15 protein-coding genes and 1 pseudogene are annotated in these 13,853 nt (G+C 41.3%); 2 read left to right on the plus strand and 14 right to left on the minus strand.

The window, feature by feature from the left end; genetic code table 11:
- Positions 1–3: 3 nt before the first annotated feature.
- The 4 genes from ABN764_RS19555 to ABN764_RS19570 all read right to left on the minus strand — a co-directional run bounded on the left by ABN764_RS19555 (position 4) and on the right by ABN764_RS19570 (position 2,839).
- Positions 4–531, minus strand: coding sequence for a hypothetical protein (locus tag ABN764_RS19555; protein WP_446672811.1), 528 nt, complete (start codon positions 529–531; stop codon positions 4–6).
- Positions 532–907: 376 nt separating this feature from the next.
- Positions 908–1,426, minus strand: a complete 519-nt coding sequence (locus ABN764_RS19560; RefSeq protein ID WP_446672812.1) for a hypothetical protein — start codon at positions 1,424–1,426, stop codon at positions 908–910.
- A 1-nt stretch (position 1,427) separates the two neighbouring features.
- Entirely contained in the window at positions 1,428–1,745 is a 318-nt protein-coding gene (locus ABN764_RS19565; RefSeq protein ID WP_446672813.1) for a CdiA C-terminal domain-containing protein, read from the minus strand.
- A gap of 572 nt (positions 1,746–2,317) precedes the next feature.
- Entirely contained in the window at positions 2,318–2,839 is a 522-nt protein-coding gene (locus ABN764_RS19570) for a hypothetical protein (protein WP_446672814.1), read from the minus strand.
- A gap of 201 nt (positions 2,840–3,040) precedes the next feature.
- Here ABN764_RS19570 and nfi point away from each other — a divergent pair, with 201 nt between their 5' ends.
- Positions 3,041–3,742, plus strand: coding sequence for a deoxyribonuclease V (gene nfi, locus ABN764_RS19575; protein WP_268625030.1), 702 nt, complete (start codon positions 3,041–3,043; stop codon positions 3,740–3,742).
- 412 nt (positions 3,743–4,154) lie between these two features.
- On the opposite strand, the gene ABN764_RS19580 is transcribed toward nfi, so the two are convergent.
- The 7 genes and pseudogenes from ABN764_RS19580 to ABN764_RS19610 form a co-directional block, all read right to left on the minus strand.
- Positions 4,155–4,442, minus strand: coding sequence for a toxin-antitoxin system YwqK family antitoxin (locus tag ABN764_RS19580; RefSeq protein WP_446672815.1), 288 nt, complete (start codon positions 4,440–4,442; stop codon positions 4,155–4,157).
- Positions 4,432–4,677 carry a YwqJ-related putative deaminase gene (locus ABN764_RS19585; RefSeq protein WP_446672952.1) on the minus strand — a complete coding sequence of 82 codons (246 nt, stop codon included), beginning with the start codon at positions 4,675–4,677 and terminating at the stop codon, positions 4,432–4,434. Before ABN764_RS19585 ends, ABN764_RS19580 begins: the two co-directional genes overlap by 11 nt.
- Before the next feature lie 80 nt (positions 4,678–4,757).
- On the minus strand, positions 4,758–4,952 hold the full coding sequence (locus ABN764_RS19590; protein WP_446672816.1) for a hypothetical protein: 195 nt from the start codon (positions 4,950–4,952) through the stop codon (positions 4,758–4,760).
- A gap of 205 nt (positions 4,953–5,157) precedes the next feature.
- Positions 5,158–5,613 (minus strand): hypothetical protein, encoded by a 456-nt coding sequence (locus tag ABN764_RS19595; RefSeq protein ID WP_315746989.1) that lies wholly within the window; start codon positions 5,611–5,613, stop codon positions 5,158–5,160.
- 19 nt (positions 5,614–5,632) lie between these two features.
- The gene (locus ABN764_RS19600; RefSeq protein WP_446672953.1) at positions 5,633–6,409 is read right to left on the minus strand and encodes an EndoU domain-containing protein; all 777 of its coding nucleotides are present in this window, start codon (positions 6,407–6,409) and stop codon (positions 5,633–5,635) included.
- 279 nt (positions 6,410–6,688) lie between these two features.
- A pseudogene (locus ABN764_RS19605) lies at positions 6,689–8,467 on the minus strand (contractile injection system protein, VgrG/Pvc8 family); the annotation flags it as partial.
- 165 nt (positions 8,468–8,632) lie between these two features.
- The gene (locus tag ABN764_RS19610; protein ID WP_446672817.1) at positions 8,633–8,956 is read right to left on the minus strand and encodes a hypothetical protein; all 324 of its coding nucleotides are present in this window, start codon (positions 8,954–8,956) and stop codon (positions 8,633–8,635) included.
- Between the two features lie 143 nt (positions 8,957–9,099).
- Here ABN764_RS19610 and ABN764_RS19615 point away from each other — a divergent pair, with 143 nt between their 5' ends.
- Entirely contained in the window at positions 9,100–9,390 is a 291-nt protein-coding gene (locus ABN764_RS19615; protein WP_446672818.1) for a helix-turn-helix domain-containing protein, read from the plus strand.
- Between the two features lie 692 nt (positions 9,391–10,082).
- Here the strand turns inward: ABN764_RS19615 and cdiI are convergent.
- The 3 genes from cdiI to ABN764_RS19630 all read right to left on the minus strand — a co-directional run bounded on the left by cdiI (position 10,083) and on the right by ABN764_RS19630 (position 13,840).
- A complete protein-coding gene (gene cdiI / locus ABN764_RS19620; protein WP_446672819.1) occupies positions 10,083–10,460 on the minus strand; it encodes a ribonuclease toxin immunity protein CdiI in 378 nt (125 codons plus the stop codon).
- Between the two features lie 11 nt (positions 10,461–10,471).
- Positions 10,472–13,348, minus strand: a complete 2,877-nt coding sequence (locus ABN764_RS19625; RefSeq protein ID WP_446672820.1) for a CdiA family toxin C-terminal domain-containing protein — start codon at positions 13,346–13,348, stop codon at positions 10,472–10,474.
- A 75-nt stretch (positions 13,349–13,423) separates the two neighbouring features.
- A complete protein-coding gene (locus ABN764_RS19630) occupies positions 13,424–13,840 on the minus strand; it encodes a DUF4280 domain-containing protein (protein ID WP_021261075.1) in 417 nt (138 codons plus the stop codon).
- Positions 13,841–13,853 lie beyond the last annotated feature (13 nt).

The raw sequence follows: 13,853 nt of genomic DNA on the forward strand, positions 1-13,853 counted from the left end.
ACGTTACAGAATTTTAGATAATTTTGTACCCTCAAACTTATTACCACAACCATTATTTTTATTAATAGGAAATATTAAGAATTTCTCTACACTTGGCAATGGATATTTGTGATCTGACATTAAAATTATAAGTCTTTCCAAAGATTTTAAGCTACTTTTACCATAACCACTAACCGTACCATATGCGTGGCTAGCGCCAAGCTCATGAATACTGTAAAGTAATGAGTTAATGGATTCATCAATATCTTGATACAGTTTGTACAAGTGCAGAAATTCCTCTTTGCTCAATCGTTCAAACTCATGCTTTTCATATGTTTTAAACTCCAGCAAATTCTCAGGAATTAATTCATTTGCAATTGTATTACATTCTTCCAAGTTGCTAGAATTAGTGAATTCCCATAAGTAGTTCAAAACTATCTTCCAATCATTGAGATTATATTTTAAAGCTAGAAGGACATTCTCAAAACAGCTAACTCCATAAGCTACTCTACCTCTTAATGAAATTTGTTTAAATTTTTCCATACTCATCATCTATTAGTCTCCTTTATACCACCTAGTAAGTGCATCAAGGGCATTTCCTTCAAAAGTAAACGTACAATTTTGACAAGCTTCCTTTGCTGCCCCAAACTCAGCAGGGATTGTTTTAGCAGTGTACAAGGTACAAATCACCTATTTTAGCTCCATCATTCAAAGCCTGGGTTAAGTCTGGTATTAAATGAATAGTGAGTTCATTTGGCACTGGATGGGGTGTTTTTGAACAGCCGCCAATTGTGTTACTTGAGATATAGCGGCAAATGAAAAAAGAATACCACAATGGGCAGTTAGCTCGCATTGTGGCGCTGTTGGTTGTAATAAACGATAATTTAAAAACTCTGATGTCATTCTACAAACAGGGGGAATTTACCTTCTATTTCTCACTATCTTTAAAAAAATCTTCTTCTTGATAAGGATAATTCAGTAGTGCTAGATTTTCTGTAGTCATATACCATTTCCTATAATCTAAACTACTATTAATAAACAAACGCCCCTTATCCCTTTTTAATAGAGGATACGTTGTGTGATCCTCAACAACCAAATCCAGATTATTTAACCGCAATAGTTTTCCAATTACTTCGAGTAGTTTTAACCATCCGATATCAAACATACGCGTTATAAATTGGATACTAATAAGTACATTTGTATTCACACCGTACGCTTCGTGATTCATATCTCGAAAACGTTCTGTATAGTCATCTTCATCATCTAAATTAATGCTCATTGAAAAATATGTGCAACCGATGCTCACGTATTGAGTACCAGTTCGATCCCATACCTCTGCCTCATAATTAATTAATTCTACAAATAATACTTCGTAAATCATATTGTAAAGCAATTTCCCCAATTCTTCTTTAGGCAAATTAGAACCAACTGATAGTCTAAAATCCATCTTATTCAAACCTCCAGTATGCTCTAGTTACTTGACGTCCTTCGATAATTAGGAGTTCATTTAGGTATTTTAAATCCTTGTGTGTTTGACTAATTAGATTTTCAATAAGCTCAGCCCTTTTTTCAACAGGGTAATCATTTAAGTTTAGCACTATTCGTCTAGCTTGTTTTGTAGTTTTATCTCTAAGCATGTCAAGTACGTTCTTTTGAATAGTTGTATTAGGAGCATAACAATCAAACACCTGCCCCTCTATGATAAAGTCTGGACTTTTTTCGGGAACGATTCCATACCCGTTACCATTGTCAAATTCAGGAAGCATCGTTGTACGATATCGTTGTTCTGCAAGTACATCAGCAGATTCATTTTGACTCGTTAATCCTCTATCACCTTTTGGTGGAATCTTAGCATAATTCCCCTCTGGTTTCCCACCTTTAGGTAATGGAGGTTTTGTAATTATTGCATTTGGTCTGATTTTAGGTGTATAAGGAATATATTTAGGAGGATGTAGATAGTACTCTGAACTAGTTTTCCATTCAACATTCTTATCACCATATTTTGAACGGAAATAATCATCCCATTCTGGTTACGCTCGAGGTATCTTTTCAGAATAACTCTTACCACTACCCGCCCCCTCAACTTTCTCACGCAATGCCTCCTGGATGCACAACCAATCCTGCTGCGCCGCCAGCAAGATCAGTTATTTTATCTACAATTTCATTTTCGGTTTTCGGTTGATCCACGATTGGGACAACTAACATTTTTCTTTATTGGCATATTAAAAAGGCTCATCCTCCCTATCGTTCAAGTTGGAATAAGCCTTTGAAAGTTTATCAAACGTGTTAATCGAGTATGTCGTTATATTGTACAATTTTGTTGTTGATTGACTGTCCCTTAAAGAATTTTAGATAATTTTATACCTTCAAACTCATCTCCCCACCCATCGTCTTCTTCTATAGAAGATTTCAAAAATGGTTCAATATCAGGTAATGGAAAGTCGTTATTTAACATATGACTGATAAGTGTCTCCAATGCATCCATACTTCTTTCCCCATACCCACTAATATTAGTATAAGCATGACTAACTCCCAGTTCATGAATATCTCGTAGTAAGATATTTATTGATTCGTCAATATTTTGATATAGATTATATAAACATAGGTATTCATCTTCACTTATCCGCTCAAAATCTTCATCATATGTTTTAGTTTCCATTAAATTTTCAGGAATTAATTCAGCTGTTGCTGAGTTACAGTCTTCTAAATTATTTGAACTTGTGAATTCCCATAGATATCTCAAAACAATTTTCCAATCATCTGAATTGTATTTTAATGATATTAGTGCATTCTCAAAACAACTAATCCCATATGCAACTCTACCTCTGAATGAAATTAGTTTAAATGTATCAATATTCATATTCAATTTCACTCTCCTCTTTTCAGAAGGTAACCTTGTTTAGCTTGTTCCGTCCCCTATGTTGTAATCTTAAAATCAGAAAAAAAGAAGATGATCCCCACGTCTATGTTACTAATAACTATCACCATTATATCAACTTACTTTTGCGATATAGTATCAAACGAGTCATGCTATAATAAAAAAAATACTACTGATCTATCTATGAAAGGAGAAAATGATATCGAACAAGTTATTCAGCATTCATGGGATTTAAGCGAATCACAGGCAATTATTCTCCAAAAAGAGCTTGCCTTAAAAGTAATAAAGGAAGACCAACTAGATCAAGTTAACTATATTGCTGGTGTTGACGTAGCCTATAGTAAAAATAGTGATAGATTAGTAGCTGCCGTTGTAATACTTGATGCCGTTACTCTAAAACAAGTTGAAAGCACTGTAGTAGAAGGTAGGTCTAGTTTCCCCTATGTTCCTGGATTATTTTCATTCAGAGAATTACCTTCGGTTATTAAAGCATTCAGTAAAATATCTATTACACCAGATTTAATAGTCTGTGATGGACAAGGGGTCGCTCATCCGAGACGATTTGGATTAGCAAGTCATTTGGGAGTACTGTTTAACATTCCAACAATAGGATGTGGTAAAACCAAGTTAATTGGAGATTCCGAAGAACCTGGTCAAAAAAGAGGGGAATATGCAACTTTAGTTGATCAATCTGACAAAGTTGGTGTCGTATTAAGAACCCAGGATAACATAAAGCCAATTTATGTCTCCGTAGGACACCGAATCTCATTACCTACGGCATGCAAATGGGTTTTACAGCTAGCTCCTCATTTCCGCTTACCCGAAACAACCCGCCAAGCAGATCAATTGGTAAATAGATACTTAGCTCACTTAGAAGAAAAATAGAGGCAAGATGACTTTTTTTATATCCATTGGCCATCGCATTTCTCTGCCGACAGTTTGTGATTGGTTATTAAAGGTTTCTCTTTACTACCTGAGGTAACTCGACAGGCTGACCAACTTGTACGAAAATATTTAAGAAAGTAGGGGAGATAGAATGGGTTGACCCCTTCTATCTCTCTATTATTTATTAATCTTATTTTTACATAAAAAACCTTTTATTATCACAACTAATTCAAATCTGTTTGCTCATTCTTTCTTTGTTCTCTACGTAAATTTAACAACTTATAATTGTCACAAATTTCACTTAACACTCTCGATACAGCTAGATTTCCATTTTCATCCCATTCTTGATAATTCAATTCTATACCATTTTCATATTCTCCAATTGATTTTATCTCCCCGTTTTCATACCAGCTTATCTTCTTGCCAATGATTTGTCCGCGATCCATTGCTTCGATTTTGTTTTCCCGCTTTCATAAAATTCATGAGTTAATCCATGTTGGAACCCATTTTTGTAAATACTGAAATATCTCAACATACCATTTGCATACGTCTCATAAGCAATTCCATTGAAAGGGCTCCCGTTCTCGCCCTCAGCATTATCTAGTACTTCATCACTTGATGATGAATACCACAAATCCCCAAAATCCACACCTTCATCAATAATTTCTTCAAGTGAATAATTTATTTCTTTATCTCCCATGATTATGTTTTAGCACCTCCGGTATAAAATGAGTCCCCTTTGTTATATACTCACAATGAGGGCAGCGAGGCATCGGAGTCCCAATTGGCATCTTCTTATTTATTTTTCTAGCAGAAATTACGAATATCATGAACTCTTCTATATCAGCATCGGGACGAGCTAATAATGCTCTATTTAGAGCTCTTACTTCAGCATGAGAACCTGACCCGAGTGATTTAATATAACCTTCCTCTATTTATTTCGGCATGCCTACAATTCTTTGATTAATTATTTTTATGCTGTGTTACAGGTACATTGCCCTCGGGATCATTAATATCAAAAAATACTTCCCAGTTTTTTATCTAGTACACCAGCAACAGCAGGATCTAGTTCTTTCTTAGTTAATTCACTATTCTTTAATCTATTTAGTTCTTTATGGACAGCTCCCCTTAGGTTTATACGCTGATGCAGTTCTTGAGAACTTAATTGCCCATATTTCTCTCTTAAATATTTCCCCCGAGATTTAATCATCCCCTCAATGCCTTCCTTCGGCTTATTAAGCTTCGGACAGGTTGCTTGACATGCAAAAGAGCCCTTTCCTACTCATAGTTCAAGTGTGAAAGAGCTTTTGAAAGTTTATCAGGTGTTTGAATTATTTAGTGTTTGGTTTGTTGGTTGTCTTGTACGACCTTCTTGTTAAGACTGTAAAGAGTTTACATAAAATTTATGACAGACTCTATCTACTCGCTAGTTCATACACCTCAATGCATTTTTTATTTATCCAGTCTATTGCTATTTCTGCTTCTTCTCTTAACATAACGCCTCGCTTGCATTTATACTGAAAATTTTCTTTTGCCCAGACCAGTATGATCTTTGTATATTCTAAAGTCTCAATCTTACATGTACTGTCCTCTTCATCATCTTCAGCAAAGATATCTTCAATAGTTGTAAAAAATTCATCTGATTTTATTAAGTTTACATTCCCCCCCCCTTCATATAAAGTTGTCTTTCCTGCTAGTAATTCAAGTAATTTTTCAATTTCATCCTTTACAGTAGCAAAATCGCCAAAAATATCCGAACCTAGTGAATTACTAATCAGATAACCATTCTTTAATGATGTATCAATACCAAAATCCAAAATAACCTCATTAAAATCTTCATTAAATTCAATTGTATACAAATATTTAATCATGTTGTTATCTCCATTCTTCTTAATACAACGGATATGCTGACGTAATTTTGCCACTTTTTATAATAAATTCAATAGTAATTCCTGTACTTGCAGTCCCTCTATATCTATTATTCTTGTAAACAACTTTGTTGTTGAAAGCTATATTTATCTCGTCAATTACTTGTTGTGGTGTCCAATCTTTCGGAAAAAACGTAGTCTTAGCTTTCTTTAGTATTCCATCAACCTCTATATTGGCTCTGTATACACCATACTCATTAGGGGGATCAACATTTCCAACAACTTTCCCTTTACTATTTGGCATACCTTCATAATGAAATCCAACTGCTTGTCCCTTTATAATTTCGCCCTCAAAGATATGATTTAGTGCGTTACTCGTCGTTCCTTTTTTGAAAGATTCTGTATTTTTTAAATCATCGAGATTCCAACTAACTTTCCCCGTACCCCCACCGCTTGAGTTCTTATTTTTTCCCGAAGTAGAACCCGATGCTGAATTCTTCGGATCGCTCCCCGGATAGTATTTCCGCACCTCAATCTGATTCTTCGTCGGTTCAAGAGGTTTTTGTGTAGACGATTTATAGTTCGCATTTGGCCCATCGTATACCAACTTGTTCTTGGACAATTGACTAGCGGACTGTTGAAAGGCTTCCAATCTTTCCTTTATACCCCAGTTTACAGTTGACCCCCCACCTATTGGCACCGGCGTCTTTGCACTCACCTTCGGAAGAGTAGGCCCTCCACCTTTTGGTGCAGCTCCTCTCGCCCCTAAAATTAAAGTGACTACGTCAAAGGAACTCATCCAATGCTCCTTAGATAATGGATCATCTGGATTAAATGCTTCTTTGAAGGAACCTGCAATACCCGATGACAACCAGTTCACATAGTCATATGGGGAATCGTTGCGTATGTCGGCCCTTGTCTTGTATCCTTCAATTCTACTACTCACTTCGTCAAATGCCCCTACCGTTAACCAGTTGCCAAAGTCGTATGGAGAATCTAACGATTTGTTTGCACGTACTTCTAACCCATTCCAAAAATCAATTCCTATTTCCGCAAAGCTATTTCCCGTCTTTTTAACTCCAGACCAAATTTCTTCTCCGGTCTGCGCGCCCACCTCTGCAATTTTCTTTCCCATCGCGAGTTGAGCTTCCGCTTGCTGGATCTGGGCTTCGCCTAGCATAGCCAGCCATGACCGGGATTCTTCTTGCTTCGGTTTCGACTGCTCTGCCATGTTACGATCGTAGCTTGCCTTCCAGCGTTGTCTCACTTCAGGTGGAATCTGCTGATACGCTTGAGCCATCGCATTCGACTCTATTTCCATGTTTTGAACCAGCTCTAGTAGACCGCCAGAACTTGCTATATGACGCGCACTTGTGAACACCTTGCCCAGCAGCCACTTACTATAATAGGCATCTTTGGCTTTCTCGTGCTCGTATTGACTGATGAGTCCTTGCATGAACAAACCGGCCAGATATTTCAGTGGATGCAATCCACCTTTTGCGCCTCCACCTCCAGCATGACTCGTCCCTGTACTTCGAACAGGAACAGCAGCGCTTGCTAGTAGACTCGTACTCACAGCCGCTCCGACAAATCCGCCTAATGCTGCTCCCATTGCTACTCCCACTACTGCTCCAGCTACTGCCCCTATCATCGGAATAGCGCCTAGCAGTTTGGACTCCGTACCCAGCAATCCATCAGCTTGTTTTTGATCCGCCGGGTTCGTGATCTTCGCGGTAGGGGTATTTGTGTTGTTAGATGAACCCTTCTTGGCAGCGGCTTGTGCTGCTTCATAGTCTTTGATGTTCATTAGTGGCGGCTCCGGCACGGGAGGAAGATCCATGACGAACACTGGGGCCTTCACCGTTCCCTCTTGATCCACCACCGGGGCCTTGATATCCGTTTCACCATCTAGTACCATGCTGCTGGCTCCGCCTGTGAGGTACAATGCACTTCCTGCGGTAAGCGACAGCTCCTGACCCGCATCCAGCTTCACGTGACCGCCTTGAATCCTTACATCTCCCGGGCTGCTGACGGTAATGCCGTTCCCTTCATGGAGTGTAATTGAAAATCCTCCCGAGGTAGACAGAGTCAGCTCTTGTTCAGACATGTCCACGCCGCTTCCTTGCGCATGTCTCCATACTTTAACGTCTGGCTCCCCTTGCGTGTGGCGATGCTGTCGCGAATCCATGACATAGGCTTCATGTTCCCGGCTCGTCGGCAAGTAAAGCTCCACACGCTCCCCAATCTCTGGCATATCGTACCAGCCACTATGCTCTTCCGCTACATAGCGCGTGGCCACCGGGAACCAACATGCTTTAGCCGGGTCTTGCTTAGGGTCGATATCCAGTTGGAGCTGTACCAAATCTTGCTGTACCTGTAACACGCTGCCCGTCAGCGCAATCCCCGTAGCTTGATCATTCTCATAGCGGGCATAGCGAATATCCTGTTCAGCCTGGAGATCGTAACGGGTAAGCAGCAGTCCATCCTTCATCCGTGTTACTGCCCGAACAACAACTAGCTCTTTCCCAGATCCAATCGGTAACGCGATGCTATCTCCCAACGCATAGTATTGCAGGCTTTCGATCACGTAGGTCACATACGAGCCCGCACGTCTTCCCGGCTTCCCCGTCTCCAGCTCATGGAACGTCCTACGGTAACTTACATCCCGTTCCAGCTCGTACAGTTTGCCTACTGGCATTCCGAAAAAGACCTTAGGCGACGCTGCAGTTACCTCCGGCACCAGCACTGACCCAAAGCGAGAGGCCAGACGCTTTAAAAATGCCCAATCCGTCTCCTCATATTGTAAAACAAACATATTGGTTACGGTATCAATTGCATCTCCATACTTATATTTTCGGTCATCGTTGTGACTACACTTCGAATCGCTACATCGGTGAGAGCATCTGCCACTTCTTTCGTATCGACATCCGCGCTGATCTTGGTAGATGAAAGCCCAGATTGAACTTCGGATGATATCAGATTTATGAGAGCGCCTTCGCTATTGGACAACATTAACTGCTTTCTAAATCACCGCCTCAACGAAGCAAAAATCGTAGTCAATTGACCAGTCATGATGATTGCGAAGAAATTCAAAAAAGGACATGTTTTGCATGAAGTTGAGAACTCGTAATATAAGCATCTGCTCATCGTCTTCTTCGCGCTGCAGCTTTCCTAGCCATAACCCGGCTTGATCACTCACGAATATTCCGCTTTCTTCTTTTACATACACTTTATACATCCACATTACATATTTTTCGATTACAATAAGACAATCGTCCGTGACTAAGTATCCGTCGAAATGCATGATATCGTGTTCCCGCCCAATTTCAATGACTGCCTTTCTCACTCCCAACTCACCTACTTTCTTATTTCTTACGTAACAGTACTTCGCTATACGTATATGTAACCTTGAGTCTTCCTTCCAGCTCGTCTTTAACGAGACGAAGACCGTTTCAAAGACGGAAATACAAGCAAAAGTGAGGAATTAAAATGGCTTTATCAGAGAACATGAGGGCAATTCGCAAGGAAAAAGGTCTTACTCAGCATGAATTAGCCGAGCTTGCGAATCTATCCAGATCATATATTGCGGATGTTGAAAGAAAAAGATATAATCCTAGTTTCGAGTCAATTCAAGCAATCGCAAATGCATTAGGAGTCAAGGTATCAAAACTGATTGGAGAAAGTACAGAAGATATCGACAAAGAAGACTGGACACAAGAAGAAATCGAAGAGATAACAAAATTTAAGGAGTTTATAAAGTCCAAGAGGAAAAAGCAGTAGTTAGCATTAGAAACGTTATTGTTCCGGATTCCGGAAGTAACGACACGCGGAAAATACACGAAGCATAAACCTGTAAAGTTGCTCTCCTTGGAAACTTCATCCATGCACGCATTAACGGATTTGTCATTCTTAGCCAGCTAGAAGTCGTTGTACTTTGTTTTCATCTGCAATCCTTCCTTCTTGTGCTGTTATGCCGCCACCGGGCGGCTATGGAGTAGGGAAGTCGGTGCCCGAAACATCCTTACTTGTCTATGTCAACTGGTCATCACCAGATTTATTGACTTGCACAATAATTATCGCGACTACTTTCTAGATTGTTGCGGAATAAAATTGCTATTTTATCCCTTTCACTATAATGTTCGAACTATGTCATCTCGAAATTGCGAAAATCTTTTGTTCCCTGTGAGGGCAGCGTTAACTACAGATGCATATTATTTTACAAACCTGTAAGAAAACAAAGACAACAAAAAAACAGGCCAATCATGGTAGCATCTGAACATAATCGACCTGCTCAATGTAACGCAGTAGCATTATTTAGGTAATGAAACTAAAGTATTTCGTGTGCGTACAACCGTATTGGCGAAATCTTCATACGGTTACTACATGGGTTATATGTGTTATTGGCTGAATGAGGGGTTCATTTAGCATTGGGTAGCCCAACAATTCCTCTTCGACTTTAAGTCTTCAGCCAATTATCTTGAAACGAATTCTTTTTCAATCCTAGATATATAATTCTCTATAGTAGGAAGCTGATCAGGATGACGGGTAAGATACTCATCGGATGCTTCTTTCAAATACTTGATAAAAACTTCATTATCTAAAATAACTGACTCTTCTTCTGGCACAATAGGATAATCAAAATAATATATAACCCCCGTATCACCGAAATAATCTTCTTCCCATGACTTGAACTCATGAGCAAATACACACCATACTGCTTCTACTCCATATCCTTCTCCTTTTGAGTAACTGTCTAAAATCGTTAAAAACCTATCATCCCCTAAGATTTTATAATAGTTTGATACCATTTTTCTATTTTTTTCATTATCATATCCCATTTCATGTTCCATCACTATCACCTCTACTCATTTCTTGGGACTATAGGAAATACATTTGTTATTTTTCCAGTCGTTTCATCTATATATCCCTCAAACTCTAAACCATTAGATGAATTTCCTCTAACAACGCGTCCATCTACTCGACCATTTTCCATAGCCTCTTTCCCCCACTTAATAATATCTGCATCCGATATCTTTTGGGGATCATAGACGGTTTTCGGTTTTGGAATACTTTTTAACTCACCCGCAATAATATTACCTTCCCTATCTAATGCTGGAATTCCATATTTCAATTCTGTTATCCCGTCAATGTAAGGATGCTTTCTTTCATAAATTATACAATCTTCAAGACTCCATCCTTCATTAGTAAATGCCTTCTCGAAGTTTTCTCTATTATGCCCGCCAACAACCCCTTTATTTTTCTTTCTAACAATACCCTGCACATTAATTATATGATCCTCGAAGTCTGCGGCATAAGTGAAAGCATTTTTCCCCGTCCCATCAAAATGGTTACTCGTACTCGACGGTTTAGGCGTCCCCCTTTTTGAAGGTATCCCCCCAGATGATTTTGGAGACTTAGACACCACCTCAGCTATCCTATCAGCACTTGCTGCACCGCGCATAGCAGCTTGTAGCTCCGACGAAATCTCAGTTAATTCTAAATGCTGCTGCATTTGCATAGAAATCAATTGAGCTTCTAGCACTTGTTGGCCCTGGGTTTTTATACCGGGCTTTTTACCAGTGACAAGTTCTATAAATGGATCTACCAGATAAATATCTATAAAATCTTTTTTCGCTGGTTTACTTTCCCAATCACTATTTTCTTCTTGCTTCAGTTGCAGCTGTTCTGCCATGTAACGACGATCGTAGTTCGCCTTCCAGCGTTGTCTCACTTCAGGTGGAATCTGCTGATACGCTTGAGCCATCGCATTTGACTCTATTGCTATGTTTTGAACCAGCTCTAGTAGACCGCCAGAACTTGCTATATGACGCGCACTTGTGAACACCTTGCCCAGCAGCCACTTACTATAATAGGCATCTTTGGCTTTCTCGTGCTCGTATTGACTGATGAGTCCTTGCATGAACAAACCGGCCAGATATTTCAGTGGATGCAATCCACCTTTTGCGCCTCCACCTCCAGCATGACTCGTCCCTGTACTTCGAACAGGAACAGCAGCGCTTGCTAGTAGACTCGTACTCACAGCCGCTCCGACAAATCCGCCTAATGCTGCTCCCATTGCTACTCCCACTACTGCTCCAGCTACTGCCCCTATCATCGGAATAGCGCCTAGCAGTTTGGACTCCGTACCCAGCAATCCATCAGCTTGTTTTTGATCCGCCGGGTTCGTGATCTTCGCGGTAGGGGTATTTGTGTTATTAGATGAACCCTTCTTGGCTGCGGCTTGTGCTGCTTCATAGTCTTTGATGTTCATTAGTGGCGGCTCCGGCACAGGAGGAAGATCCATGACGAACACTGGAGCCTTCACCGTTCCCTCTTGATCCACCACCGGGGCCTTGATATCCGTTTCTCCGTCCAGTACCATGCTGCTGGATCCGCCTGTGAGGTACAATGCACTTCCCGCTGTCAGCGACAGCTCCTGACCCGCATCCAGCTTCACGTGACCGCCTTGAATCCGCACATCTCCCGGGCTGCTGACGGTAATGCCGTTCCCTTCATGGAGTGTAATTGAAAATCCTCCCGAGGTAGACAGGGTCAGCTCTTGTTCAGACATGTCCACGCCGCTTCCTTGCGTATGTCTCCATACTTTAACGTCTGGCTTCCCTTGCGCGTGGCGATGCTGTCGCGAATCCATGACATAGGCTTCATGCTCCCGGCTCGTCGGCAAGTAAAGCTCTACACGCGCCCCAACCTCCGGCATATCGTACCAGCCACTATGTTCTTCTGCTGCATAGCGAGTGGCCACCGGGAACCAACATACTTTAGCCGGGTCTTGCTTAGGGTCGATATCCAGTTGGAGCTGTACCAAATCTTGCTGTACCTGCAACACGCTGCCCGTCAGCGCAATCCCCGTAGCTTGATCGTTCTCATAGCGGGCATAGCGAATATCTTGTTCAGCCTGGAGATCGTAACGGGTAAGCAGCAGTCCATCCTTCATCCGTGTTACTGCCCGAACAACGACTAGCTCTTTCCCAGATCCAATCGGTAACGCGATGCTATCACCCAACGCATAGTATTGCAGGCTTTCGATCACGTAGGTCACATACGAGCCCGCTCGTCTTCCCGGCTTCCCCGTCTCCAGCTCATGGAACGTCCTACGAACCTGGTAACTTACATCCCGTTCCAGTTTGTACAGTTTGCCTACCGGCATTCCGAAGAAGACCTTAGGCGACGCTGCAGTTACCTCTGGCACTAGCACTGACCCAAAGCGAGCGGCCAGACGCTTTAAAAATGCCCAATCCGTCTCCTCATATTGTAAAACAAAAGTTCCCAGTTTGGTATTGTTGGTTACGGTATCGATGGCGTCTCCAAACTTGTATTTACGAATCATCGTTGTGACCAGATCATCGTAGGTACGATGAATATCCTGATAGGATCGCTTCTTTATCTGGATATCCATCTGATAGGAATGCGAAGCGGCTTCCAGCTCAAAGGTATACACGCCCCGAATGCAATGCACGGATAGGCGCGTAACAATGCCATGAAACAGTCGTCTTACCGATTGTCCCCGTTCATCCAACTGGCGGATAACGATCGGTTCCTCTTCCATGTTCTGTCCAATGCATGCAGCTCCCTGCTCTTCCGACAGCATGCCGCTTACCGTTACATATGCGTGATCGTTGATGGTTCTTGTAATTTGAAGCTTCTCTATATGTTGAGGCTGAAAGGGACCGTAGAAACGCAGACTTTCATATCCGATTTCGTTATGTAATGCACTCAAGTGAGCTCATCTCTCCTTTCGGGCGGCATAAAGCCGCGGTCACTTCCGAAACCTGACGCCTTTGAGAACAGAACCTTAATCCAACTCCTGCCCGTCATTTTCGATTTGGATATGACCACAATATAGACACTGAAGGGTACAGTTCTGCATCAAGGCAGGCTGACCCTCGATCTTCACATCACTTTTCCCGTTCAGCCACGGCATAGTCAGCATCGGAACACATGGAGCCTTCTTCACGCCATAGATGTCTACCATTTCACTGGCCTGCACGGCTGGATTTAGAGGGCTGGAGCAGTTCCCAAAAGACTCGATGTTCACCCCGGGCACGTAATCTCCAATATTCATTTGTGCTTTGTTTTTAATGTAGACGCCATGGCTAAAAGGCCTTTTCAGACGGGTAGGCTGCGTACCATAACTACAGCTTAAGATCGCTCCTGCCACGACATAGCTTTTTTTCGCAGCGCTTCCCGGCTTCACCTGAGTTTCTTCCATCTTGCTTTCTCCC

Source organism: Paenibacillus wuxiensis (genome assembly GCF_040195695.1).
In the GTDB taxonomy this organism is placed as follows: domain Bacteria; phylum Bacillota; class Bacilli; order Paenibacillales; family Paenibacillaceae; genus Paenibacillus_B; species Paenibacillus_B suaedae.